The following is a 25,015-nucleotide window of genomic DNA, read 5'->3' as shown; positions in this document are numbered from 1 at the left end:
TGGGGCATTGAGAGCTTCTTCGCCAAGCTCAAACAATGGCGGCGTATCGCAACGCGCTACGACAAGATCGCCGACAACTTCCTCGGCTTCATAAAGCTCGCGAGCATCATGCTATGGATCAAATAGTTAAATTGTCACCACAGCCTAGCCGAGTTCCAGGGTCGTCACGCCGAAAATGCTCCTGAGCGGAACGACCGGCGCTGCGCCCCGATACATCCGCGCCGTTTCGAAGACGGGCGCCAAGCCCAGGCTCTCGGCAAGTTCAATGGCCTCGCCATTGTTGGTGGGAACATCGATGAAGACCTTCGCTCCCTTGGCATGCTGCGCCAGAACCGAAATCAGAGCCGCCGCGCTATCCCTGTCGCCTGCAAACAGCGGGCCGATCTTGTAGCCCTCGTAGCAACGGCGGATGGTTCCGTAGCCGCGAATCTTGCCACGCTTGCGCACCACGGCCGAGTGCCTGTCCTTGCGAGTAGCACACCATGACGCCACGAAGGTTGGCCGCGGCGCCGGAAAGATCATCGCGTCATAGCGCAGCAATCCGTCGAGTCTATCCGAGACAGCGTGGGCAACCAGTGTTGATTCCGGCAAGGCAGAGATCACGCCACCATAGCGAACCGTCCGATAGGCCTCTTCGAACCCGGCCTTTCGGTAATTGTCCTGTTGTGCGGGCACACCATCCAGACCGATGCTACGGCCCTCAGCCGACATCATCCCGGCATTCCAAATGGCCTTGCCGTAGCCCCTGCCCCGAAAATCGGGATGGACGATAAAAAGACCGAGGAAAGCAAAATCCTCGCCATATTTGACGACTGAGATCGAGGCGACGGGCACCTCCCCGATCACGCCCACGAAAAATCCCGACGGGTCCGCATCGTGAAAGGCAACCGAATCGTCGAGGCCGGGATTCCATCCCTCCTGACGTGCCCACTCGAGCACTAGCTCCAACTCACCGGGTCGCATCGGACGAACGGTAAACTCCGAATTCATGCAACGTCCCTAATCAGATCGACCGCAGTTGAGAGCCTGCGGGATAAATAAAGATCAAAGTCTAACAGCCGTAAAGCCACCCGACGGCAAAGAAACATGTTCATGGCTGAAGCGATCTGCAGCGATCGTCATGAAGTACGAGCCGAAATTCTTTGCATCGCAATCATCATGGAACAGGGAGATTACAATCTCAAGATAATTACTTAATAGAGCATGAAGACGGGTTAAGAGCCATAAGCTGTTCGAAAATCGGACAGCCATCGCTTTCGCATCAGCTAAGGAAAAAGCGCCTAACCGATGGCGATGACCTCGAGTTCTTGACCGCCGACGCTGACGACATCTCCAACCGTCTTGCCGGTGAGAGCCCTGGCCACCGGGGATACGAAGGAAATCGATCCGGTTTTCGGATCGGCTTCATCCTCTCCGACGATACGGTAGGTCTGCACGCGTCCGTCGTCCCGGCTGAAGGTCACGCTGGTTCCAAAGGCGACGACATCAAGCGAAATCGGCTCAGGGATGACCTGCGCCGTACGGACTCGGGCAGCAAAGTAGCGCAGATCCCGCAACGGATTTGCCGCCTGTCGCCGCCGTTCGTTCACGTCTTCAATGGAGTTCGCGGCATCGTAGGCCTCGCGCGCTTGCTGCAGCTGCAATTCCAGGGCCTTGAAGCCCGCTTCCGTAACGAGGTTCGGATGCGGCGAAATTGGACGGTCCGGCAAAAGTGTTTCCGAAGCAGCTTCGGCACTTTCTTCTTTGACGAAGGCTACACTCAATTTCAAAACTCCGCTTTGTGGTCTCTGGTCTCGCAGCGCATAGGCGATGGGTCGCCACCGCGGTCGATCTTATACCATCTCTTCCACTGGTCACAGCCGCACTTGAAGAACGACTGCCCTTCGCCCTTCCAAACAAGCCATTTGAGCCAGTGATTGCCACAAACCGCCCGGTCGATTTCCGCAGACTAGTCGGTCGCCGAGTGGAATTATCCCCGCTTTCTCCAGCCGAAATAGGATCACATTCCCATTCATTACTGTGGAGCCTTTTATGTTTCTCGGTCTCAGTGTCAATCCAACGCAAGCAGCGCGTCGCGCCATACCAAAGCGGCGTTCTATCGTCGCCTTCGGGGACAGCCTGACAGCAGGCGCGGGCGCGTCAGACCGAGAGCGGGGCGGAGATGATCGTGTCGGAGAGACCGCGACCGTGCGGCTTCTCAACTTCACTCCCCGCCTGATCGGGCGTGACCGAGGCCAGCGGGACATTCAGGACCGCACTCACCTGATCTTCGCTCGTGAAGCCGCCGATGGAAAACTCTCGTAGCAGGGCACCCCCCGACGCCCGCACCCAACGCCACGATGGCCATGATGGCCATGATGCCGAGCACCAGACCTTTCCGCGGATAGGACGGCTCGATCGGGGCAAGGGCTGCGGAAACCACGCGACCGTCAGCCACCTGGAGGCTGGCTTGGGCTTCAAAGTCCTGCAATCGCGTCAAAAGGTTCTGGTATTGCACCCTCGCGACCTGTGCCGACTGCTGGAGCGCGTAGAATTGTGTCAGGACCTCCGCCGATAGACCGCGCCCGTACCCCTCTGGTGCGCATCGGATGTCGTCTCGCCAAACTGCGCATCCGCAAGCCGCAGTTGCGAGAGAGAACCGGCTGCCTGGAGATCACTATGGGATGTGACGAAAAGGTAGAGATTGCGTTCATTCTGCGCAAGCACATCTCTGGCGGCCGTCACCTGATGTTCAAGGATCTTCCCGGCTGAAACGGTGTTCGCCACTTTGGCTTCGACCTGCTTCCTGATGTAGACGGTCGTTCCAAGATTCGCGAGACGCGCGGCTTTGTCCGCATCATCCGATGTCACGCCCACACTGATAAGATAGGTCAAGCCTTCGCGGCGAACCCGAACGGCATCCTTGAAAGCCGACAGCACTTCACCCGGCGCCGCATCGCCTGAGGGCGTGTCGGCAGCGAGCCCAGCGGCGGAGAGTAATCGGCCGTTGAAACGGTTGAGAGCAAACTCTGGATCGGAGAGAAGCTTGCCGTTCCTGATTGCCTCCAGCAGCACCGCATCGGATTGAATGATATGAACCTCGCCTTCCACCCGGGAATTATCGGTAAGGCCGCTACTCGTGGCAGCGTCCGGGTCGAGCAGATTCTTCGAACTTGTATCGACAAGAACCAACGATTGGGCGGTGTAGCGAGGTGTGAACGAGAAGACGATGACGAGGCTCAGCAGGAAGATCGGCAATCCCACCAGCAATATTGTCCGAGCCTGTCGGTGGGCCAATCCAATCAGCATTCGAACGTCTGCGACATCGTTCATGCGAATGCAACCCTTCAACTCGTTACAGCAAAATACTCGCTAAGGTTTCGTCGCGCGAACAATCATCACAACAAAAAGGCTTCACAACCAAAAATAAGCCTATTGGATTATCACCCTCTGCATTCGAAGGAGCCCTGTCGGATGGCCGATGACCATCCGACAGCAGTGGCTTACCGGTACGGCTCGAAGAGCCTGTGGATGGCGTCGATTTCATTCTGCCTGATATCGTGACCACCTGCATGCCATTCCGTCTTGACGGAAGCGTGTTGGCTCTCGAAGTAATCCGCCAGGGCCTTCGTCACGGGCGCAGGGCTGATCGGGTCGCGTTCGCCTGCCGTGATCAGTATCTTGCGCCCGCTCAAGGCGGGATTTGCCATCGGTTGGAACGGGATCAACGGATGCATCAGAACCGATGCATCGAACAATCCCTTCTCGATCAACACATTGGCGAGGATATTTGCCCCATTTGAGAAACCCAGGCCGAGCACGTCGCTTGCCTCATGTAGCTTCGCCAGCGCCGCGACAAAGGATGCAAGCTTCTCGGTTGCACGGGCGAGGTCCGCCATGTCGTAGACGCCCTCGCCGGTACGCTTGAAGAAGCGTGCGGCACCAAACTCCGAGACGTCCCCACGCGGAGAGACAATCGTCGCCTCCGGCAGCAGGCGCCGCCCGAAATCAAAGAACTGGTTTTCATCCCCGCCCGTTCCGTGCAGCACGAACAGAATGGGCTTTCCGGGTGCACCGGCCTGCAGCCGGTGCACATAGCTGTTATCGGTCATTTGTGCGTCCCCTTTAAGCCTCAAGCGGCTGCAAGTGCTGCTCGATGAGAGCGCGCAAGTGCTGGTGCTGCTGTGGCAGCTTCAGTGCCTCGCCAAGATGCGCAGTGTCTTCGTCCCGGTTGAAGCCGGGCTCGTTGGTCGCAATCTCGAACAGGATGCCGCCCGGGGTCCGGAAGTAGATCGCCCAGAAATAGTCACGGTCGATGACGGGCGTGACCTGGTAGCCGGTATCCATCAGCGCCTTGCGGACCTCAAGCTGTTTCGCACGATTTTCTACGGCAAAGGCCACGTGATGCACGGACCCTGCACCTGGCAAAGCGCGTGAAACGTTCGGCATGGTTTCCAGATCGACGAGATGCGCGCCATTCCCACCCGGAATAGTCAGGCGCTTGACACCACCACGCTCTTCCTGGACTTCGTAGCCCATGAACTTGAGCAGTTCTGACGTGGCGCCATCGTCACGCAAACGCATGGCCACCGAATGGAAGCCACGAATCGCGTTATCCTCGCTGATACCACCGTGTGTCCAAGGCTGGCGGCTGTCATCCTTGACTTCGACAAGGGCAAAGCCATCACCATCGGGACCGGCAAAATTCAGACGCTTCTCGCCGAATGTCTCCTCAGTCTTCAGGCCGGTGACATTCAATTTGTTCAAGCGATCGCTCCAGAAGCCGATCGAGCCCTGCGGGACCGAGAAAACGGTGGTTCCAACTTCACCGGTTCCCGGACGACCTTGCGCCATCTTCGGAAATGGGAAGTACGTCATGATCGTGCCGGGTGCACCGGTTTCGTCACCATAATAGAGGTGATAAACGTCGGGCGCGTCGAAATTCACGGTCTTCTTGACGCGACGCAGACCGAGGGCGTTAGTGAAGAATTGGTTGTTTGTGCGGGCATCCTCCGCCATGGACGTGACGTGGTGCAGACCCTTGATTTGATCGAGCATTTAAGACCCCTTTCTTGCCCGCCTCGCGGGCTTCGTATGGGGTATAGATGATCGCTCCGGACCAATTGGAATAGCCCCGAGGACCGGAACGCATTGTCTCTTTTTAGTGAACGACAGAAGACAATCGTTCAGAAGAGTTGGGCGTCGCCGGGGTTCGTCGGCAATTGCCAGTCGATTGGCCCTCGACCGTGCGTCTGCAAAAACGCATTGGCCTTGGAGAAATGGCCGCAACCGAAAAAGCCGTTATGAGCGGAGAGCGGAGAGGGGTGTGGCGCCTTCAGCACGAGGTGACGCCTTATATCGACGAAGGCTGCCTTGCGCTGGGCATAGGAGCCCCAGAGCATGAAGACGACGGCATCGCATTCATCGTTGACCTTGGCAATGACGGCGTCGGTGAATCGCTCCCAGCCCTTGCCCTGGTGCGACGCGGCTTGGGCCTCCTCCACTGTGAGCACGCTGTTCAGCAACAGGACGCCCTGCCGTGCCCAATGCTCCAGAAATCCGTGTCGCGCCGGTGTAATCCCCAGATCGCTCTGCATCTCCTTGTAGATGTTGACGAGTGAAGGCGGAATGCGAACGCCTGGTCGAACACTGAAACACAGGCCGTGCGCCTGCCCTAGCCCGTGATAGGGATCCTGGCCCAGAATCACGACCTTGACGTTTGCCAGCGGCGTCAGATCGAGCGCACGGAAATATTCCGATCCCTTGGGAAATATCCGTTTGCCTCCCTGCTTCTGTGCGACGAGGAACGCCTTGAGCTGCTGCATATAGGGGCTGGAAAATTCGCCGGCGAGAGCGTCCCTCCAGCCCTCCTCCAGTGCGATTGATTGTTCATTCATCGACGATCCTCGTCGGCGCGTGGGCGCCTTCGGCTTGTCTCGAGCCGGGAATTGGCAAACATTTTATTGTTCACCGGAGTTCACTATCTACGAACACCTAGTAGATTGAGGTCGAATCGCTGGCGAATTCAAGCGCATCCGGGGCTTATTCAGAATGAAATTCGGAACCAGTGGGCTTCGCGGCCTGTCTGTCGACCTTAAGGGCCGGGCTTCGGCGCTTTATGCCACAGCCTTTGGCCGCTATCTGCTCGACCGTGGAATGGCCCGCCCGGGTGACACCATCCTGATCGGTCAGGACTTCAGGGATTCGAGCCCGGAGATCGTTGCAAACTGTGCCGATGCACTTGATCGCCTTGGATTCAAGGTCCGCGACTGCGGCACGGTGCCAACACCGGCGCTGGCGCTTTACGGACTTCAGAAAAAAGCCGCGGGTCTCATGGTGACAGGCTCGCACATCCCCGCCGATCGCAATGGCATCAAGTTCTATCGGTCGGACGGAGAGATCGACAAAACGGACGAAGCAGCGATCACGACGGTCGCGACAGAACTTGACCGTGCCGGCTTTACGTTTGTCCCCCGCAGTGCCGGGATGCAAAGCCAATCCGTCGAATGCCTGGCGCTCTTCCGCGAACGGAATGCCAATATTCTTCCCACGGAAGCGCTCTCAAGCTTGAAAGTCGGCGTCTACCAGCACAGCACGGTCGCCCGTGACCTGCTCGTGGAACTTTTGGAACATTACGGCGCAACGGTCGTGCCGTTTGGCCGCTCGGAAACATTCGTTCCGGTCGACACCGAGGCGGTTTCGGAGGAGACGATCGCCAACCTCAAGCAGGTCGCAAGACAGCATGGCCTCGACGCCATGGTCTCTGCGGATGGTGATGGCGATCGCCCGTTGGTGGCGGACGAAACCGGGACGCCGCTGCGTGGCGATTTGCTCGGCCTGATCGCCGCGAACTTTCTCGGTGCGACATCGGTTGTGACACCCGTGACATCGAATTCCGGCATCGAAGCCGCCGGTCGCTTCAGCGTCATTCGCACGCGTGTTGGCTCTCCGTTCGTCATATCAGGGATGCAAGAAGCACTCGCGGCTGGCCGGACTCGCGTGGCAGGCTTCGAAGCGAACGGCGGCCTGCTCACCGCGAGTGAATTCGAGGTCAACGGTCACACGCTGAAGGCCCTGCCGACACGCGACTGCTTCGTCCCCATCCTGGCGGCGCTTTCCCTTGCTGCCTCCAAACGGCAGCCTCTTTCGGTGGTCGCCGCGTCCTTCAATCTGCCATTTGCCGCGGCCGACCGGCTTGAGAATTTTCCGGTTGAGACCAGTGCCCGGTTGATGGCCTATCTTCGCGCCGCACCCACCAATCTCGCGGCGTTCCTGCAGCCGATCGGCGAGGTTGGCAGCGCCAGCGATATTGACGGCCTTCGTGTTACGCTGGCGGATCGCCGCATCATCCATTTCCGCCCGTCCGGCAATGCCCCCGAAATGCGCTGCTACGCCGAGGCGGAAACCGAAGAAGCCGCCGCGACGTTGCTGCACACTGGTCTGGAGCGAATCCGCTGGTGGGCGCAGGTGGGTTGATCGGCGAAGCAAGACAGATATTCGAGGACACTCCATATGACACAGAAGATCGTTCCCGTGATAATGGCTGGCGGCAAGGGCACTCGTCTCTGGCCGCTGTCACGCGCCGCAGCGCCTAAGCAGTTCATCCGCTTTATCGGCGACAAGACATTGTTCCAGGAAACGCTGCTGCGCGTGTCCGATCCCGCGCTTTACGAAGCACCCGTCATCCTGACCAACGAGGAGTTTCGCTTCCTCGTTGCCGAGCAGGCGCGTGAGTTGGACATCGGCCTTGCGGCAATCCTGCTCGAACCGGTTGCTCGAAACACCGCGGCGGCAGTTGCGGCGGCCGCAACGCTCGTGCGTGATCGCTTTGATGAAGACACGGTCATGCATGTGCTCGGCTCCGACTACGAGATCGTCGCTGACGACACCTATTTTGAGTGCGTTCGCATCGCTGCCGCCACCGCCGCCCAGGGTAAGCTGGTAACCTTCGGCATCCAGCCTACCGAGCCAGCAACCGGCTACGGCTACATCGAAGGTGGGAAGACACTCCCGACGGGCGCACGAACGGTCGCGCGCTTCATTGAGAAACCGCCGCTTGCCAAGGCCGAAGACATGGTCGCGACTGGAGGTTTTTACTGGAACTCCGGGATGTTCATGTTCTCGGTCTCAGGCGTGCTTGCCGAGATGCGAAGCTATGCCGCGCCGGTCCTCAAAGCTGCGGCCGACGCCATTGCAAAAGGTGTCAGAGATCTCGACTTCATCCGCCTCGACAAGGCAGCGTTCGCAACCAGCCCGAACATCTCGATCGATTATGCCATCATGGAAAAGACGAGCAACGCCGCCGTCGTCCCCTCGCCCTTCAAGTGGTCCGATCTCGGCAGCTGGGATTCCGTCTGGAAGAGCGGCAGCCGCGACGAAAATGGCAATGTGGCAGCCGGCAACACGACGGTCGTCAACACCAAGAACTCGCTCATCATGACCCATGGCATACACCTCGCCGTCCAGGGCATGGACGACATCGCTGTCATCGCCAGCGAGGATGCCGTCTATGTTGGGCGGCTGCAGGATAGCCAGGACGTCGGAAATCTCGTGAAGATGCTCGCCGCCGCCCCCACGACATCGCAACTGACCGAGACGCACCCGACCTCTTACCGGCCTTGGGGCGGCTACACATCGGTGCTGAATGGCGACCGCTTCCAGGTCAAGCGCATCTTCGTCACTCCGGGCAGGAAGCTGTCGCTGCAGAAGCATCATCACCGCTCCGAGCACTGGATCGTCGTCAAGGGCACGGCAGAGGTGACGATCGGCGAAAACGTGCAGATGCTGAGGGAAAACGAGTCCGTCTACATCCCGCTCGGTGAAGTCCACCGTCTCGCCAATCCCGGCAAGATCATGCTCGAACTGATCGAAGTCCAGACCGGATCCTATCTCGGCGAAGACGATATCATCCGCATCGTCGATGAGTTCGGCCGCAGCTGATCACTGTTGTCTTGAACTTATAAACTTCCCCCTGTAACACCATCGCGGCCCCGCCAATTGGCGGGGCCGCGATCGTTGTCTCAGGGAATGATTCCATGCGTATTGTGATGATTGGCTCGGGCTATGTCGGCCTCGTCTCCGGTGCCTGCCTCGCCGATTTCGGCCACCATGTCACCTGCGTCGATAAGTCGGCCGCGAAGATCGATGCATTGGAAGCCGGTAAGGTTCCGATCTTCGAACCGGGCCTTGACACGATCATCGACCACAATCGCACCGCCGGTCGCCTGGATTTTTCGAAGGAGCTGGCGCCTTCCGTTGCCGACGCGGACGTAGTCTTCATCGCCGTCGGCACGCCGTCACGTCGTGGCGATGGCCACGCCGACCTGAGCTATGTCTATGCCGCCGCTCGCGAGATAGCGGCCGCCGTGTCCGGGTTCACCGTTGTCGTTACCAAGTCCACGGTTCCTGTTGGCACTGGCGATGAGATCGAGCGCATTTTCCGCGAAGAATTCCCCGAGAAGGACATTTCCGTCGTTTCCAACCCGGAATTTCTGCGCGAAGGCGCGGCAATCACGGACTTCAAGCGCCCCGATCGCATTGTTCTCGGCACTGAGGAGCCGCGCGCAATCGAAATCATGCGCGAGGTTTACCGGCCGCTCTACCTCAACGAAGCACCACTCTATTTTTGCGAACGCCGCACCTCCGAGCTGATCAAGTACGCCGCCAACGCCTTCCTCGCCATGAAGATCACCTTCATCAACGAGATCGCCGATCTCTGCGAGCAGATCGGCGCCGACGTCCAGAAGGTCGCCAAGGGCATCGGCATGGACAAGCGCATCGGCGACAAGTTCCTGCATGCAGGTCCGGGCTACGGCGGTTCGTGCTTTCCCAAGGATACGCTGGCGCTGGTCAAGACCGCACAGGATCATGACAGCCCGGTTCGCCTTATCGAAACCACGGTTGCGATCAACGACAACCGCAAGCGCGCCATGGGCCGCAAGGTCATCGCCGCCTGCGACGGCAATGTCCGCGGCAAGAAGATTGCAGTCCTCGGCCTGACCTTCAAGCCGAACACCGACGACATGCGCGACGCGCCATCGATCACCATCATCCAGGCCTTGCTGGATGGCGGCGCCAACGTTCACGCCTATGATCCAGAAGGCATGGAAATGGCGAAGGAGGTTATCGGCCCCATCACCTACGGCCGCGACCCGTACGAGATTGCAGAAGGCGCGGATGGCATCGTCATCGTCACGGAATGGGACGAGTTCCGAGCGCTTGATCTCAAGCGGATGAAGTCGCTGGTGAAGACCCCGACCATCGTTGACCTGCGCAACATCTATCCCGTCGCCGAAGTCACCAAGCATGGCTTCAGCTATTTCGCCATCGGAAAGAAGAACGAGAAGAAGTAGAGATGCGCTATTTCATCACCGGCACTGCTGGCTTCATCGGCTTTCATCTTGCCCGCCGCTTGCTGCAGGATGGCCACGAAGTCGTCGGCTTCGACGGCATGACGCACTACTACAACATCAAGCTCAAGCACATGCGCAATGCGGCGCTGGCGCAGTTTCCGGCCTTCCGCCCGGTGACAGCGATGCTCGAAGATCGCAAAGCCCTGGAAGAGGCCGTGGCCAGCGCGGCGCCTGATGTGATGGTGCATCTCGCAGCACAGGCCGGCGTCCGCTACAGCCTGGAAAACCCGAAAGCCTATCTCACATCGAACCTCGAAGGCTCCTGGAACATCCTCGATATCGCCAAGGATGTTGGCGTCAACCATCTCATGCTGGCCTCGACATCGTCGATCTACGGCGCCAATCCGTCCATTCCCTTCCGTGAGACAGACCGGGCCGACGAGCCGCTGACCTTTTATGCGGCGACGAAGAAGTCAATGGAACTGATGGCGCACAGCTACGCGCATCTCCACAAGATCCCGACAACCGCCTTCCGTTTCTTCACCGTCTACGGCCCCTGGGGCCGTCCCGACATGGCCCTCTTCAAGTTCGTCAAGAACATGCTGGAGGATCAACCGATCGAGATCTACGGCGAAGGCCGGATGAGCCGCGACTTCACCTATATCGATGACCTCGTGGAGGCGATCGTCCGCCTGTCGTCCGTCGCCCCGTCGGAGGCCAACCGCGTGGCCGACGAACGGGTGGAGACGCTCTCGCATCAGGCGCCATTCCGCGTCGTCAATATCGGCGGCGGCCAGCCGGAGAACCTGATGACCTTCGTCGAGACGGTCGAAAGGGTCCTCGGCCAGCCGGCAAAGCGCAAGATGCTGCCGATGCAGAAGGGCGATGTGCCACGCACCTTTGCGAGCCCCGATCTGCTGGCGGCTTTGACAGGCTACAAGCCGGAGACGACACTGGATGTCGGTGTGAAGGCTTTCGTCGACTGGTATCTGGAAGCACGCGGCGAACTCGAGCCTTAGGAGGCCCCACCGTTAGGCTAGCGTCGGAGGTGGGCCGCCTGCGTCGCCTTCTTCGAAGCGAAAATATCATCGATCTCTGATGCCGGCAGCGGATGGCCGAGCGCAAAACCTTGCAGCGTATGACAGCCGAGCTTGGCAAGCGCCACGGCATGGTTTTCCGTCTCGACGCCCTCGGCGATCACATCGACGCCGAGGGCCTTGCCGATCTCGACAATCGATTTGACGACACGGCGCTGCTCGGAGGAGGTATCCACCTCGCTTACCAGTTGCCGATCGATCTTCAGCCGAGCCGGGCGCAACCGCACGAGACCGATCAGCGACGCGTGGCCCGAGCCGAAATCATCGATCTCGATTTCGATACCCATCTGCTTGATGCGGTCAACCGTCTGCAGAAGCTCGTCGTCGCAGTCGTCCAGAAAGATCGTCTCGACCAATTCGAAAACCAGGGCGCCACGCGGTATCTCGAGTGTCTCCAGATCATCAATCAACTGCGGATCGTAGAGGCGCTGCCCCGAAATGTTGACCGAGACCCGTGGCAGGGTTGTGCCGTGCTGCTCCCATGTCACACGGTCGGCGAGCACGCGTCGCAGGATCGAAGCATCGATCTCCGAAGACAAGCCGAACTCATCGGCGATCTTCAGGAATATGCCAGGCGAGAGGGTGCCGCGCTCGCTGTGATGCCAGCGCGCCAGGGCCTCGATGCCAACGATGTCGCGGGTGTGGGCATCGAGCTGCAATTGGTAGAATGGAATGATATCGCCCTGTTCCAGTGCAAGCTTCAGCTCTTCGGCAAGACGCCGCTTGCCCATCAGATCGTCCTTGAGCTGCTGCGAGAAGAACTCGATACGATCGCGGCCCGATGTCTTTGCCTGATATACCGCGATATCGGACTCGGCGAGCAGATTGGAGCCGGAGCGATCTGCCGACCAGGAAATGCCGATCGACGCTCCACTTTGCAGCATTTCGTGGCCGAAACGGACCTTCTTCTTCAAGCGCCGCTGCACCTCACGCGCCATGCGGTTCAGTTCCGTCAGCCCTCCGAAATTGACGAGCAGGATAACGAATTCGTCGCCACCGATGCGTGCCACCATCGTAGCTTTCGGAATGGCGGCCYCGATCCGCAAAGCTGCGGCACGCAATACGGTGTCGCCCGCCGCATGGCCATGGCTGTCGTTGATCTGCTTGAACTCGTCAAGGTCGAGATGCAGGACGGCGAGCGTCGAGACTGAGGCATCCTCGGCCAGTTCCGCCAGGCGCTTGTCGAAAAGCCGGCGGTTGGGAAGGCCCGTCAAATAATCGTGTTCCGCAGCATATTCGATGTGGGCACTGCTCTCCTCCAAAGCGAGGGCCCGTGCCTCCGCGACGGCGCGCTGACGCGCCGCCTCGTTGGCAAGAAGCACGTCCGAAGTGACGTCCCACTCCGCGCCGATGAAAGAGGGTGACCCTTCCTCGCTGACATAGAAATGAGCCCGCGAGCGGATGTGCCGTATCTCGCCGTTCGGCCAGACGATCCGAAACTCCGAATTATACTGCCCGCGTCTGGCAATGGCGTCCTCGAACTCCAGTTCGGCACGCTCGCGGTCGTCGGGGTGAATCGCATCCGACCAGATTGTAGCGGCGACCGGCCCGCTGCCTCTTCCGGTCTGGTAGATCCGGTGCATCTGAACGTCCCAGGAGATTTCGTGCCGATCGAGGTTGTGCTCCCAAACACCGATCTGTGACGCGTCGAGTGCAAGCTCAAGGCGCCGCAGGATGTCCTGAAACTCTCGTTCGGACCGTGTGGGACTGCTCGATGCCAACGCCGTTCAAGCCTCATGCAGCTTCGAGTAACAGTATGGTGTCAGGCCTCCAAGGAGGAAGCCCATTATGGGTGCAGAACCAACCTTTTGGCGAGAGATTAATTAGGATGCACTAAAAATCCATCAACAATTGCAAGCCGAATGCATCATCGATCTTCTCAGAGACTCGAGTGTCTAGGCAATTCAGCCTTTCGACGAACGGCGGTTCTTTTCTTCAAGCTGCAGCAGCAGGCCACTGTGATCGGTCTCACCGCCACCATGTTCGACAAACTCGGCGAACTCGGCACGGACCGCCTCCGTCAGAGGCAGCGTCAAAGCGAGACCTTCCGCCGTTGCGACGATATTGTTTAGGTCCTTGAGCTGCAATTTCGAAGGGCCGGCGGTCCCAAAATCGCGATTGACCATCCGCTGGCCGTGAACGTCGAGAATGCGGCTTTCGGCGAAGCCTCCCCGGATCGCCCGGCGGAACGCCTCGCGTGAACCGCCCCCCGCCTCGAAGAGCAGCATCGCTTCGGCAACGGCGCCGATCGTGATGGCGACGATCTGCTGGTTCCCGAGCTTCGCGAGCTGACCGCAACCGCTTGGTCCAACATGCGTCACGCGGCCAAGTGGTGCAAAGACGTCGGCCAGTTCTTCGACCAAAGCGCCATCGCCGCCTGCCATGATCGCAAGTGTACCGGCAGCCGCCCCCACCACACCGCCGGAGACCGGCGCATCGAGATGGCGGATGCCACGCCCGGCGAGCTTTGACGCATGCTGCCGGGCCGCGTCAGGGGTAATGGAACTGGAATCGATGACCACCGCGCCGACATCAAGCGCCTCCGAAGCACCTTGCGTGAACAGCACGTCCTCCACTGCCTTTCCGTCGGTCAGCATGGTGAACACGACCGATGCCCCTTTGACGGCGGCAGCGGGCGTATCCGCCAGGACCGCGCCATCCGGAACGAGGCCTTCCGCCTTCTCGCGATTGCGGTTCCAGACCGTGACGGCAAAGCCGGACTGCAACAGCCTGCGAGCCATCGGCGCGCCCATCAGCCCAGTTCCCAGAAACGCAATGCTGCGTGATTTGCCGATAGTCATAGCTGTCCTCCCAATTCATCCTCGATGTGCACTCGAATAATGTCCTCGAACGAAGCATCGGCGACAAAACCCAGCTCCTTCGCGCGCTCGGCCTCGAAAGCCTGTGGCCAACCCGATACGATCTTCATGACCAGCTCGTCGGGTTCGCGTCGGATCAGGCTGACGACCTTCTCCCCTGCGATCTTGCGCAACGCCTCGATCTGCTCTCCGACGGTGGCGCTGACACCGGGCATCGTCAGGCTGCGGCGCGCGCCGAGCGGCTGCAGGTCGATGCTGGCGGCATGGACCAGAAACCCGACGGCCGAACGCGGCGACGCGTGCCAATGGCGAACAGTTTCCGGCACCGGCAGGGTCGCCTCCTGCCCGGCCAACGGCTCACGAACGATGCCGGAGAAGAAGCCGGAAGCAGCCTTGTTCGGCTTGCCGGGACGGATGCAGATCGTCGGCAACCGGATTCCGATGCCGTCGATGAAGCCGCGGCGCGTGTAATCCGCCAACAGCAATTCACCCATCGCCTTTTGCGTGCCGTAGCTTGTCAGGGGCGTGAGATTGAAATCATCAGGAATGACCTGGGGGAAAGGCGCTCCAAAGACCGCAATGGACGAGGTGAAGACGACACAAGGCCGGTACCCGTCTTGCAGATGAGCGGCGCGGATCGCCTCAAGAAGCGCGCGCGTGCCTTCGAGATTGATGCCGTAGCCTTTTTCGAAATCCAGCTCAGCCTCGCCGGATACGATCGCGGCCAGATGAAACACTACATCCGGGCGCGAGGCGACAATCCGTGCGGCCTGCCCTGGAGCGGAAACGTCGACCGCGCTCGTCTCCACACGCCCCGTAAAGCCTTCAGGGTCAGCCGGCGTGATGACGTCGACAAGCGATAGGCGATTGATGGCCTGACCCGCCAGCCGCCCGTCCGCAACGAGCCGCGCGGTCAACTTGCGCCCGATCATTCCCGCTGCGCCGATAATCGCGATATGCATTGGCCGCCTCCATCAAACCTTGCAGCGTGCGACTCCCCTCGCCCGTGCATGCCCTTCGAGACATAACCGTCTGGCCGGCTCATGAAAACAGGAAAGGCGGAGCAATGCTCCGCCTTTCCACGTCTCGCCGCTGAGTGGGGGTTATTCGGCAGCGAGCCGAATGATTTCGGCTTCCTCCGCGTCGTGCTCGTGCTCCTTGTGCTGGATCAGCGGGCGGTTGCCCGAGAGTTTGCGGACCAGCACGTAGAAGACGGGCGTCATGAAGATGCCGAAGAAGGTGACGCCGATCATGCCTGAGAACACCGCGACACCCATGGCGGCGCGCATCTCGGCACCGGCACCGGTCGAGACGACGAGCGGCACGACACCCATGATGAAGGCCATCGAGGTCATCAGGATCGGGCGCAGACGCAGGCGGCTTGCCTCGATGGCAGCCTGGACCGGGGTGCGCCCTTCGAATTCCAGCTCGCGGGCGAATTCCACGATCAGGATCGCGTTCTTCGCCGAGAGGCCGACAAGGACGACCAGACCGATCTGCGTGAAGATGTTGTTGTCTCCACCGGTCAGCCAGACGCCCGTCAGCGCCGCCAGCACGCCCATCGGCACGATCATGATGATCGCGATCGGCAGCGCCAGGCTCTCATACTGGGCAGCGAGCACCAGGAACACCAGCAGCAGCGCCAGCGGGAAGACGATCACGCCGGAGTTGCCCGCCAGGATCTGCTGATAGGTCAGATCCGTCCATTCGAAGCTGATGCCCTTCGGCAAGGTCTCGTCGGCGATCTTTTCGATCGCTGCCTGAGCCTGGCCGGAGGAGAAGCCCGGAGCAGGACCGCCGTTGATATCGGCGGAGAGGAAACCGTTATAACGGTTGGTCCGCTCCGGCCCGGTTGTCGCGTTCACCTTCAGGAGCGCAGACAGCGGGATCATCTGGCCCGATGCCGAACGAACCTTCAGCTTGCCAATATCCTCGGGCTGCGCCCGGAACTTGGCATCGGCCTGGACGCGCACGCTGTAGGTACGGCCGAAGGCGTTGAAGTCGTTGACATAGAGCGAACCGAGATAGATCTGCAGCGTCTCGAACACGTCGGTTACCGGGACGCCCAGCTGTTCCGCCTTCTCACGGTCGAGATCGGCATAGAGCTGCGGAACATTGATCTGATAGGCAGAGAAGATGCCCGTCAGCTCAGGCGTCTGGTAGGCCTTGGCGATTATCGCCTTGTTGGCTTCGTCGAGCACCTGATAGCCGAGACCGGCGCGGTCTTCGAGCTGCATCTTGAAGCCGCCCGTCGTGCCGAGACCATTGACCGGCGGCGGCGGGAACATCGCGATGAAGGCATCCTGGATCGCCCCGAACTTCTGGTTCAGGGACATGGCGATCGCGCCGCCCGAAAGCGCCGGCGACTTGCGTTCCTCGAAATCCTTCAACGTCACGAAGACGATGCCAGCGTTCGAGGAATTGGTGAAGCCGTTGATCGACAGGCCCGGGAAGGCGATCGCATGGGCAACGCCAGGCTCGGCCATGGCGATGTCGCTCATCCGCTTGATGACGTCTTCGGTGCGGTCGAGGCTCGCGGCATCCGGCAGCTGGGCAAAGCCGATCAGATACTGCTTGTCCTGCGCCGGCACGAAGCCGCCCGGCACCGCATTGAAGAGGCCGTAGGTGGCGCCGGCCAGCACCAGATACACCAGCATGACGATGCTCTTGCGCGACACGAGGCCGCCGACACCCTTGCCGTAGCCCTTGGAGGCAGCACCGAACGCCCTGTTGAAGCCACGGAAGAACCAGCCAAAGGCCGCGTCCATGGCGCGCGTCAGCCAGTCACGCTTGGCATGGTGATCCTGCAGCAAGAGCGAGGCCAGAGCCGGAGACAACGTCAGCGAGTTGAAGGCCGAAATGACAGTCGAGATCGCGATCGTCAGCGCGAACTGGCGATAGAACTGTCCGGACAGACCGGTGATGAAGGCGAGCGGCACGAACACCGCGACGAGCACCAGCGCGATCGCGATGATCGGGCCCGAGACTTCCTTCATCGCCTTGTAGGTGGCAGCCCGCGGGCTGAGACCATTTTCGATGTTTCTCTCGACGTTTTCGACAACGACGATCGCGTCGTCCACCACGATACCGATCGCCAGCACGAGGCCGAACAGGCTGAGCGCGTTGATCGAGAAGCCGAAGACATACATCACCGCAAACGTGCCGATGATCGAGACCGGAACGGCAATCAGCGGAATGATCGACGCGCGCCATGTCTGCAGGAACAGAATGACGACGATGACGACGAGCGCGATGGCTTCGAGCAGCGTGTCGACGACCTTCTCGATCGACGAACGGACGAACTTCGTCGTGTCATAGACGATCTCGTAGCTGACACCGTCAGGCATCGCGGTCTTCAGCTCTTCCATCGTCTTCTGGACTTCGTCCGAGATGGTGATGGCATTGGACCCCGGGGACTGGAAGACCGGGATGGCGACCGCCGGCTTGCCGTCGAGGATCGAGCGCAGCGAGTAGTCGGCCGCACCGAGCTCGATGCGGGCGACGTCGCGCAGGCGGGTGATCTCGCCGTTCGTGCCGGTCTTGACGATGATGTTGCCGAACTGCTCAGGCGTCTGGAGACGGCCCTGCGCATTGACGTTCAGCTGCAGGTCGACACCCGACAGGCTCGGCGAGGCGCCGATTGTGCCGGCTGCGGCCTGGACGTTCTGGCCACGGATCGCGTTGGTGACATCGCTGGCGGCAAGGCCGTGCTCGGCGGCCTTCTGCGGGTCGATCCAGACGCGCATCGAGTAGTCGCCGGAACCAAACACCTGTACCTGGCCGACGCCATCGATGCGCGCCAGCCGGTCCTTGATGTTGAGGACGCCGTAGTTGCGCAGATAGGTGATGTCGTAGCGGTTGTCGGGCGAGATCAGGTTGACGACCATCATCAGATCGGGAGAGCTCTTGACCGTCGTGATGCCGATGGTCTTCACCTCCTCCGGCAGACGCGGTTCGGCCTGCGACACGCGGTTCTGGACGAGCTGCTGTGCCTTGTCGGGGTCGGTGCCGAGTTTGAAGGTGACCGTCAGCGTCATGACGCCGTCCGAGGTCGCCTGGCTCGACATGTAGAGCATGCCCTCGACGCCGTTGATCTGCTCTTCGAGCGGGGTTGCGACCGTCTGCGCGATGACCTCCGGGTTTGCGCCCGGATAGGTGGCGCGCACGACGATCGATGGCGGCACGACTTCGGGATATTCGGAAATCGGCAGCGCACGCAGGCCAAGCAGACCGGCGACGACGATGAGGACCGACAGGACTCCGGCAAACACCGGACGGTCGACAAAAAATCTGGAGAAATTCATTTCAAAGCCCTCTCCGGGATGAAATCGGGATGCAACGACCCGCTCCGGCGGTTGGGAGGCCGCCGGTGGATCAGGTCGTTTCGGAATTAACGCGGAGCGCCGAGACGCTCCTGATGCGTCGGCTTACTGAGCCGTCGCCACTTTTTCTTCCGCCTGCGGCGCAACCACTGCGCCGGGACGAATACGCTGCAGTCCGTTGACGACGATCTTGTCGCCGACAACAAGACCGCTTTCGACGATGCGCTGGCCATCCGCTATCGGACCAAGCTGCACCGGCCGGTAGCTGACCTTGTTTTCGGCATCGACGACGAACACGAACTTCTTGTCCTGGTCGGTGCCGATTGCACGGTCGCTGACCAGGATTTTGTTTTCGGCCTTCGGCTCGCCCATGCGGACGCGAACGAACTGGCCGGGGATCAGCTTGCCGCCGGGATTGTCGAAGACGGCGCGAACGCCGATCGTACCGCTGGCCGCGTCAACCTGGTTGTCGATCAGCTGCAGCTTGCCCTTGATCGGCGTGCCCTGATCGGCGAGCGTACCAACCTCGACCGGGATCTGCTCGACAGCGGGAACGGCGCCATCGCCAGCCGGCAACTCGGAAAGCGCCTTGGTGACCATCTCCTCGCTGGCGTTGAAGCTGGCATAGATCGGATCGACCGACACCAGCGTCGTCAGGGCGGGAGATGAACTGCCTTCGGCAACAAGATTACCGACGGTAATCTCGATCTTGCCGACGCGGCCGGCGACCGGCGCGCGGACCTCGGTGTAGCCGAGCTCAAGCTGGGCCGAGCGAAGAGCAGCCTGAGCGGTGCGAAGACCGGCCTGAGCCTCGGTGAAGGCATTCTGCCGTTGGTCGAAATCGCTCTGCGAAATCGTCTTGTTGTCGGAAAGCCTGCGGCCACGCTCCAGCTCGATCTGAGCAAGATTGACCTTGGCCTCGGCCGAGGCAGTCTGTCCTTCAGCCTGCGAAACCGCCGCCTGGTAGGGCTCCGGATCGATGGTGAAGAGCAGGTCGCCGGCCTTTACCAGCGCGCCTTCGCGGAAGTGCACGGACTGGACAGCGCCGGCCACACGTGAACGGACCTGCACGCGGTCGACGGCTTCAAGCCGTCCCGAGAACTCCTGCCATGTCGTGACGTCACGGCCGGCGACGACGGCCACCGTCACCGGCACAGCGGGAGCCTGCGCAGGTGCGGAAGCCGCCGTGGCAGTCGTGCTCATCGGCAGTTCGAAAAACATGGCTGCGGCCGAAACGGACGCAACAAGTCCCAAGCCGGCGCCCACAAGGGCCCAGCGCTTCTTACTGGACGTCATTGGTACTCTCCTTACGGCCCTCTCTCAGTGGCCGAATTCAATCAGTTCGTCTTCAATGCAATAGGTTGGCTGCTAATATCCCGAACGAAGCTTTCGAATTGGTCCGTGATCGTCTGTTGCCAATTCGGTGCCTGTTCGCATTTCCCGCCATAAAGCATCGGCCAGCCTGCCCCGGCGGGAAGGACATTCCGGCGAACTGGCACACCAGCCTGTTTGAGGCGATCGGCGTAACCGAGCGTCTCGTCGCGAAGCGGATCATCCTCCGCCGTCAGAACGAGTGCCGGCGCGACCCCCGAAATGCGGGAACACAGACACGGCGCGGCATAGGGATGACAGCCGCCGCCGCTGAGATATTGGCTCCAGCCCTCGGCCCAGCGCTGACGCATGCCTATGCCATCCGCCTTGCGGATCGACGACGTGCCCATGAAAGGATCAAGCAGCGGCGAAATCAGAACCTGGCCATTGAGCGCATCCGCAAAATGGTCGCGCGCCTTGAAGGCGACGCCGGCAGCAATATTGCCGCCCGCCTCTTCGCCAGCCACGATCAGCAGCGAATTGCGGTCGCCAATACCGGACGCGCGCTTGTTGGCGAGATAGGAAAAGATCGAGTAACCCACTTCGAGCGGCTTAGGAAAGACGTTGCCAAGCGGCGCATTATAGTCAGGTACAGCGACAATCGCGCCAGCCTTCGCCAGGCTTTCGGCAACCACGCTGTCCTTGACGCCCGACTGCAGAAATGCGCCGCCGTGGAAAAACAGTACGATGGGTGAACCCTTGCCGAACTCGGCACCCTGATAGACGCGCGCGGAAACGGGCCCGGTGGCCACCTTCTCCAACACTATGTCTTTCACATGCACCGCCATGGCTCCGGCTCGCGTTTGACCCACATAACGTATTGCGAGCCGAGATGGCTTGCAATTTGTGAAGAAAAGATATTGTTATTCCATTGTCGGAATAAGAAGCCATAGAGCGATTACACTGTTCCGAATTTCGAACAATACCGCAGTGCAATCTGCTTAGGTGATTTTCCGATGGACCAGCTCTCGGCAATGCGCGCCTTCATCCGCGTCGTAGAGACGGGCAATTTCACACGGGCCGCCGACACGCTCGCTATGCCCAAGGCGACGGTGACCAATCTCATTCAGGGGCTTGAAGCACATCTGCATACCAAACTTCTCAATCGCACCACACGACGCGTCATGGTGACGACCGACGGCGCGCTCTACTACGAGCGGGCGGCGCAGATCGTCTCCGAGCTCGAGGAACTCGACGGCAGCCTTTCGAACTCGCAAGGCCTGCCGACCGGCCGCTTGCGCGTCGAAATGGCCGGCGCTTTCGCCGACTGGATTGTCGTCCCGGCGCTTTGCGATTTTTACCAGAAGTATCCGGACATCAGGGTAGACCTGGGTGTGGGCGACCGCACCGTCGACTACCTCGCGGAGAACGTCGACTGCGCGCTTCGCGCCGGCACGCCGGCCGACCAGTCGCTGATCGCAAGACGTGTCTCGGAGGTCGAAATGCTCACCTGCGCGGCACCGCTCTACATCGAGAAATTCGGCATTCCGACTCGCCCCGAGGAGCTGGAAAACGACCATTATTCAGTGAGTTACTTCCGCGCTCAGACGAACCGGACACTTCCCTTCGAATTCCGCAAGGACAATGAGGAACTGGAGATCAATCCGCGCTACCTGCTGTCGGTCAATGACAGCCGAACCTTCGTCAATGCGGCGCTGAACGGGCTCGGTATTGCCCAACTGCCGCGCTTCATGATCCGCGATGCGCTGGCCAAGGGCGACCTGGTGGAGATCTTGCCGGAATGGAGCCGCGAACCGCTGCCGCTCTATATCGTCTATCCGCCGAACCGCCACCTCAGCAACAAGGTCCGTGTCTTCGTCGACTGGCTGGTGAAATTGCTCTCGGATGCCAAGCTGAATGATGCCTGACGCAATTGCGGCCCGGAAGGAGTCCCTTCGACGGGCCGCAACAGTCGATCATCGAATTCCTTTCAGACCCTGCCGCGTCACCAGGGAAATGGCTCGGCCGGTATCTGAGGTGGCGCCCGAGTTGGAGGTCTTCCCAGTCGCCTTTACGCAAATAATATAAGCCTGCTTTTTGCCGTTTGTTAAGTACTGATTTATGCACAGCAGGTTCGCAAAACCGGAACAATGGCCGGTATCACGGTTTAGTGAACGGCCGGTTTGAGAAGATCCTCCAAGCCGATCCGCCGGAACATTTCGGCGCGGACCCGATCAGCGACGCCAACGACGATCTCGGCACCGTCCTCTGACGGATCGATATGCGTACGGAACCGACGCGTGCCGAACGGCATGAGGATAGCCTCGGCGTTGCCATCGCAACCGTGCCCGCATCGGCATCGGCGGCGGCGGGCCAAACCCGCCGCGGGAGCCGGAGATCAGATGATGCCACCGTTGGCACGCAACACCTGGCCGTTGATCCAGGCGCCGTCGGGACCTGCAAGGAACGAGACGGAGGCGGCGATATCTTCGGGCGTGCCCAGGCGCTCCAGCGGGTTCATCTTGGCCATGCGGGCGATCAGTTCCTCCGATTTCCCATCAAGGAAAAGGTCGGTTGCTGTCGGCCCGGGAGCCACGGCGTTGACGGTGATGTTACGGCCGCGCATTTCCTTCGACATGATCGCCGTCAGGGCTTCGACGGCGGCCTTGGTCGCGGCGTAGACGCCGTAAGTTTCCAGCTTCAGGCCGACGATACTCGTTGACAGATTGATGATGCGACCGCCGTTGCGGAGGCGCTTTGCGGCTTCGCGCAATGTATTGAACGTGCCCTTCAGGTTCACGCTGACATGGCGATCGAAATGGGCATCGTCAGCATCGGCAATCGACGAAAGCTGCATGATACCGGCATTGTTGACGAGCACATCGATGCCGCCGAAGGCTGCTTCTGCCGCATCGAACATCCGGCTGACAGCCTCGGCATTGCTGACGTCGGCCTGCGCCGTCAGAGCCTTGCCGCCGTCGCGCTCGATCTTCTGCACAAGCTCCTCGGCGAGTGCGACGTTTCCTGAGTAGTTGACGACGACGGTGAAACCGTCTCTGGCCAGACGCTCCGCGATTGCGTCGCCGATGCCTCTCGATGCACCAGTAACCAGCGCAACCTTGTTCTCATTGCCCATTGCCTCTCTCCTTCTTTCGTTGTGCTCAGCACGTTTCTGATGGGGAGAAGATGCCGCTTTTCAGTTTGCGGATAATCAATCATTATCTGGCATCACTATCCGAATAACGCGAACAAATAAGATGGACAGATTCGATGCCATGCGGGTCTTCTCCCGCGTCGTGGAGCGCCGGAGCTTCACACTTGCCGCAGAGGACATCGGCCTGCCGCGCTCCACGGTGACGGATGCCGTCAAACAACTCGAAGCACGCCTCGGCGTGCGGCTGCTGCAGCGGACCACGCGCCATGTCAGCCCGACACTGGACGGCGAAGCCTATTACCAACGCTGCCTTTCGATCCTCGCCGACATCGAAGACGCGGAAGGCGCCTTTGCCGACGCCATGCCGAAAGGCATGCTGCGTGTGGACGTGCATGGCACGCTTGCCCGGCATTTTGTGCTGCCGAGCCTTCCGCATTTCCTCGAAACTTATCCTGATATCGAGTTCTACATGAGCGAAGGCGACCGGCTGGTCGACCTCGTTCGCGAGGGCATCGATTGCGTGTTACGCGTCGGCACGCCCCAGGACAGCGACATGGTAGCAAGACGCGTCGCAATGTTGGAGGAAGTTACCCTTGCAGCTCCCGCCTATGTCGAGAAACACGGCCTCCCCGAACATCCGGACAGGCTCGATGGCCACCGCATGGTCGGTTTCCGCTCGACGGCGACGGGCGGCGTGCTACCACTGGAATTCATCGTCGGCGGCAGCATCCGTAATGTCACCCTGCCCGCGACGGTGACGGTGAACGCCGCCGAGAGCTTCATGTCGGCTGCCAGGCTCGGCCTCGGCTTGATACAGGTGCCACGTTATCACGCCGAAGCGGATCTCGCGGCCGGCACGCTCATTCACGTCCTGCCGGATTTCCCGCTGACCGAAACACCGGTCTCCCTGCTCTATCCGCCCAACCGGCAGCTCTCGCCCCGCGTTCGCGTTTTCATCGACTGGCTGGTGAAGGTCTTTGCTCGACAATCCTAGCGAAAAGCGTTTCACTTACAGTGACAGTCAGAGCTGGAGAATTTTCATGACCATCACAGACGTCACCGTGCATCCGAAGGACGGCTGTTTTGTCGTCATCTTCACGGATCAGTCCGGCAACAACATATCGGTCACGCTCTATGCCGCCGCCTCTCCCGGGCTAACGAGCGATAATGCGATTACCCGCGCGAGGGCGTTGCTCGCAACAACACTGCAGAGTTCGCAAGCCGATGGCACACGCGGCAAGGATGCCGCGCTTCTCGAAGAAGAACTGGAAGAAGGCCTCGAGGATACTTTTCCGGCAAGCGATCCCGTCTCGGTGACCGGATCCTCCATTTCTGCTCATGACCCAAAGGTCGGTCATTAGTGCCTCATGGACCGGAAGCCTGAAACAGATGACACATGGCGTCGGTGCGATCGGCGCCACTCCCCTCGCCGGCCCTGATCTCACGCGCTTTTTCGAGCGCGATGCGATTGCCGTCGCCCGGGATCTGCTGGGCTCCCATCTGCGCGTCGGCGATGTCGGCGGCCGCATAACCGAGACTGAAGCCTACTTCCCTGACGACGAAGCCTCGCACGCCTTCCGCGGTCCCACGCCGCGCAACCGCGCCATGTTCGGTCGACCTGGCAATGTCTACATTTATCGCATCTACGGGATACACTGGTGCCTGAATTTCGTGTGCACCCCCGGCTCGGCCGTGCTGATCCGCGCAATCGAGCCGGAAGCCGGCATCGCGACGATGATCGAACGCCGCAGCAACCATGCGCTGACGCAGCTCTGCAGCGGCCCCGGCAAGCTCTGCCAAGCGCTCGGCGTCGATCTCTCCCTGAACGACAGGTTGCTCGACCGGTCGCCCTTCTCGATCGCTCCTTCGGCTCCCGTCGAAATTGTCGCCGGCCAGCGGATCGGCATAACGAAAAATGCCGAAGCGCCATGGCGCTTCGGCATCTCAGGATCTCGCTATCTCAGCAAACCTTTCCGCTGAG

At 60.4% G+C, this 25,015-nt stretch carries 23 protein-coding genes and 2 pseudogenes; 10 read left to right on the top strand and 15 right to left on the bottom strand.

Annotated elements, in window-relative coordinates; genetic code table 11:
* Positions 1 to 126, top strand: a pseudogene (locus AC1DE4_RS24790) (IS5/IS1182 family transposase); the annotation flags it as partial.
* A gap of 18 nt (positions 127 to 144) precedes the next feature.
* On the opposite strand, the gene AC1DE4_RS24785 reads toward AC1DE4_RS24790, so the two are convergent.
* Entirely contained in the window at positions 145 to 990 is an 846-nt protein-coding gene (locus AC1DE4_RS24785) for a GNAT family N-acetyltransferase (protein ID WP_169684514.1), read from the bottom strand.
* A gap of 290 nt (positions 991 to 1,280) precedes the next feature.
* Positions 1,281 to 1,763, bottom strand: coding sequence for a transcription elongation factor GreA (greA, locus tag AC1DE4_RS24780; RefSeq protein WP_018858200.1), 483 nt, complete (start codon positions 1,761 to 1,763; stop codon positions 1,281 to 1,283).
* A gap of 268 nt (positions 1,764 to 2,031) precedes the next feature.
* Between greA and AC1DE4_RS24775 the strand changes: the two genes are divergently transcribed.
* Positions 2,032 to 2,304, top strand: coding sequence for a hypothetical protein (locus AC1DE4_RS24775; RefSeq protein WP_018858199.1), 273 nt, complete (start codon positions 2,032 to 2,034; stop codon positions 2,302 to 2,304).
* Here AC1DE4_RS24775 and AC1DE4_RS24770 read toward each other — a convergent pair.
* The 5 genes from AC1DE4_RS24770 to ung form a co-directional block, all read right to left on the bottom strand.
* Positions 2,204 to 2,497 (bottom strand): hypothetical protein, encoded by a 294-nt coding sequence (locus AC1DE4_RS24770; protein ID WP_169684512.1) that lies wholly within the window; start codon positions 2,495 to 2,497, stop codon positions 2,204 to 2,206. The genes AC1DE4_RS24775 and AC1DE4_RS24770 overlap by 101 nt on opposite strands.
* Before the next feature lie 41 nt (positions 2,498 to 2,538).
* Positions 2,539 to 3,312: a Wzz/FepE/Etk N-terminal domain-containing protein gene (locus AC1DE4_RS24765; RefSeq protein ID WP_169684511.1), complete on the bottom strand. Its 774-nt coding sequence runs from the start codon at positions 3,310 to 3,312 to the stop codon at positions 2,539 to 2,541.
* A gap of 170 nt (positions 3,313 to 3,482) precedes the next feature.
* Positions 3,483 to 4,091 (bottom strand): alpha/beta hydrolase, encoded by a 609-nt coding sequence (locus tag AC1DE4_RS24760; RefSeq protein ID WP_169684509.1) that lies wholly within the window; start codon positions 4,089 to 4,091, stop codon positions 3,483 to 3,485.
* 13 nt (positions 4,092 to 4,104) lie between these two features.
* Positions 4,105 to 5,037, bottom strand: a complete 933-nt coding sequence (locus AC1DE4_RS24755) for a VOC family protein (RefSeq protein WP_169684508.1) — start codon at positions 5,035 to 5,037, stop codon at positions 4,105 to 4,107.
* A gap of 128 nt (positions 5,038 to 5,165) precedes the next feature.
* Positions 5,166 to 5,876, bottom strand: a complete 711-nt coding sequence (gene ung, locus AC1DE4_RS24750) for a uracil-DNA glycosylase (RefSeq protein ID WP_169684506.1) — start codon at positions 5,874 to 5,876, stop codon at positions 5,166 to 5,168.
* 154 nt (positions 5,877 to 6,030) lie between these two features.
* Between ung and AC1DE4_RS24745 the strand changes: the two genes are divergently transcribed.
* The 4 genes from AC1DE4_RS24745 (at position 6,031) to AC1DE4_RS24730 (ending at position 11,350) form a co-directional block, all read left to right on the top strand.
* Positions 6,031 to 7,455 (top strand): phosphomannomutase, encoded by a 1,425-nt coding sequence (locus AC1DE4_RS24745; RefSeq protein WP_477883550.1) that lies wholly within the window; start codon positions 6,031 to 6,033, stop codon positions 7,453 to 7,455.
* A 36-nt stretch (positions 7,456 to 7,491) separates the two neighbouring features.
* A complete protein-coding gene (locus AC1DE4_RS24740; protein WP_477883548.1) occupies positions 7,492 to 8,919 on the top strand; it encodes a mannose-1-phosphate guanylyltransferase/mannose-6-phosphate isomerase in 1,428 nt (475 codons plus the stop codon).
* A gap of 95 nt (positions 8,920 to 9,014) precedes the next feature.
* Positions 9,015 to 10,331: a UDP-glucose dehydrogenase family protein gene (locus tag AC1DE4_RS24735; protein WP_477883546.1), complete on the top strand. Its 1,317-nt coding sequence runs from the start codon at positions 9,015 to 9,017 to the stop codon at positions 10,329 to 10,331.
* A 2-nt stretch (positions 10,332 to 10,333) separates the two neighbouring features.
* Positions 10,334 to 11,350 carry an NAD-dependent epimerase/dehydratase family protein gene (locus AC1DE4_RS24730; protein WP_018857358.1) on the top strand — a complete coding sequence of 339 codons (1,017 nt, stop codon included), beginning with the start codon at positions 10,334 to 10,336 and terminating at the stop codon, positions 11,348 to 11,350.
* 17 nt (positions 11,351 to 11,367) lie between these two features.
* Here AC1DE4_RS24730 and AC1DE4_RS24725 read toward each other — a convergent pair whose 3' ends face one another.
* The 6 genes from AC1DE4_RS24725 to AC1DE4_RS24700 form a co-directional block, all read right to left on the bottom strand.
* A complete protein-coding gene (locus tag AC1DE4_RS24725; RefSeq protein WP_477883544.1) occupies positions 11,368 to 13,149 on the bottom strand; it encodes a putative bifunctional diguanylate cyclase/phosphodiesterase in 1,782 nt (593 codons plus the stop codon).
* Positions 13,150 to 13,332: 183 nt separating this feature from the next.
* Positions 13,333 to 14,229, bottom strand: coding sequence for an NAD(P)-dependent oxidoreductase (locus tag AC1DE4_RS24720; protein WP_169682282.1), 897 nt, complete (start codon positions 14,227 to 14,229; stop codon positions 13,333 to 13,335).
* Positions 14,226 to 15,209, bottom strand: a complete 984-nt coding sequence (gene denD, locus AC1DE4_RS24715; RefSeq protein ID WP_169682280.1) for a D-erythronate dehydrogenase — start codon at positions 15,207 to 15,209, stop codon at positions 14,226 to 14,228. Before denD ends, AC1DE4_RS24720 begins: the two co-directional genes overlap by 4 nt.
* Before the next feature lie 141 nt (positions 15,210 to 15,350).
* Entirely contained in the window at positions 15,351 to 18,551 is a 3,201-nt protein-coding gene (locus tag AC1DE4_RS24710; RefSeq protein WP_018857354.1) for an efflux RND transporter permease subunit, read from the bottom strand.
* Between the two features lie 123 nt (positions 18,552 to 18,674).
* Positions 18,675 to 19,865 carry an efflux RND transporter periplasmic adaptor subunit gene (locus AC1DE4_RS24705; RefSeq protein WP_018857353.1) on the bottom strand — a complete coding sequence of 397 codons (1,191 nt, stop codon included), beginning with the start codon at positions 19,863 to 19,865 and terminating at the stop codon, positions 18,675 to 18,677.
* Positions 19,866 to 19,906: 41 nt separating this feature from the next.
* Entirely contained in the window at positions 19,907 to 20,728 is an 822-nt protein-coding gene (locus AC1DE4_RS24700; RefSeq protein WP_113471290.1) for an alpha/beta hydrolase fold domain-containing protein, read from the bottom strand.
* Positions 20,729 to 20,896: 168 nt separating this feature from the next.
* Between AC1DE4_RS24700 and AC1DE4_RS24695 the strand changes: the two genes are divergently transcribed.
* On the top strand, positions 20,897 to 21,808 hold the full coding sequence (locus AC1DE4_RS24695) for a LysR family transcriptional regulator (RefSeq protein WP_018117257.1): 912 nt from the start codon (positions 20,897 to 20,899) through the stop codon (positions 21,806 to 21,808).
* A gap of 239 nt (positions 21,809 to 22,047) precedes the next feature.
* Here AC1DE4_RS24695 and AC1DE4_RS24690 read toward each other — a convergent pair.
* Positions 22,048 to 22,244, bottom strand: a pseudogene (locus tag AC1DE4_RS24690) (oxidoreductase); the annotation flags it as partial.
* Positions 22,245 to 22,278: 34 nt separating this feature from the next.
* Entirely contained in the window at positions 22,279 to 23,016 is a 738-nt protein-coding gene (locus AC1DE4_RS24685) for an SDR family oxidoreductase (RefSeq protein ID WP_477883540.1), read from the bottom strand.
* Between the two features lie 121 nt (positions 23,017 to 23,137).
* On the opposite strand from AC1DE4_RS24685, the gene AC1DE4_RS24680 reads away from it, so the two are divergent.
* From AC1DE4_RS24680 to AC1DE4_RS24670, 3 genes are read left to right on the top strand one after another with little or no spacing between them, the layout of a single operon-like run.
* A complete protein-coding gene (locus AC1DE4_RS24680) occupies positions 23,138 to 24,028 on the top strand; it encodes a LysR family transcriptional regulator (RefSeq protein ID WP_477883538.1) in 891 nt (296 codons plus the stop codon).
* A gap of 46 nt (positions 24,029 to 24,074) precedes the next feature.
* The gene (locus tag AC1DE4_RS24675; RefSeq protein WP_025660014.1) at positions 24,075 to 24,395 is read left to right on the top strand and encodes a hypothetical protein; all 321 of its coding nucleotides are present in this window, start codon (positions 24,075 to 24,077) and stop codon (positions 24,393 to 24,395) included.
* A gap of 28 nt (positions 24,396 to 24,423) precedes the next feature.
* The gene (locus AC1DE4_RS24670) at positions 24,424 to 25,014 is read left to right on the top strand and encodes a DNA-3-methyladenine glycosylase (protein WP_018117252.1); all 591 of its coding nucleotides are present in this window, start codon (positions 24,424 to 24,426) and stop codon (positions 25,012 to 25,014) included.
* Position 25,015 lies beyond the last annotated feature (1 nt).

This window comes from Rhizobium sp. 10N414, assembly GCF_056394785.1.
Note: the sequence above shows the minus strand (reverse complement) of the source record. Positions and strands in the feature narration are given on the sequence as shown.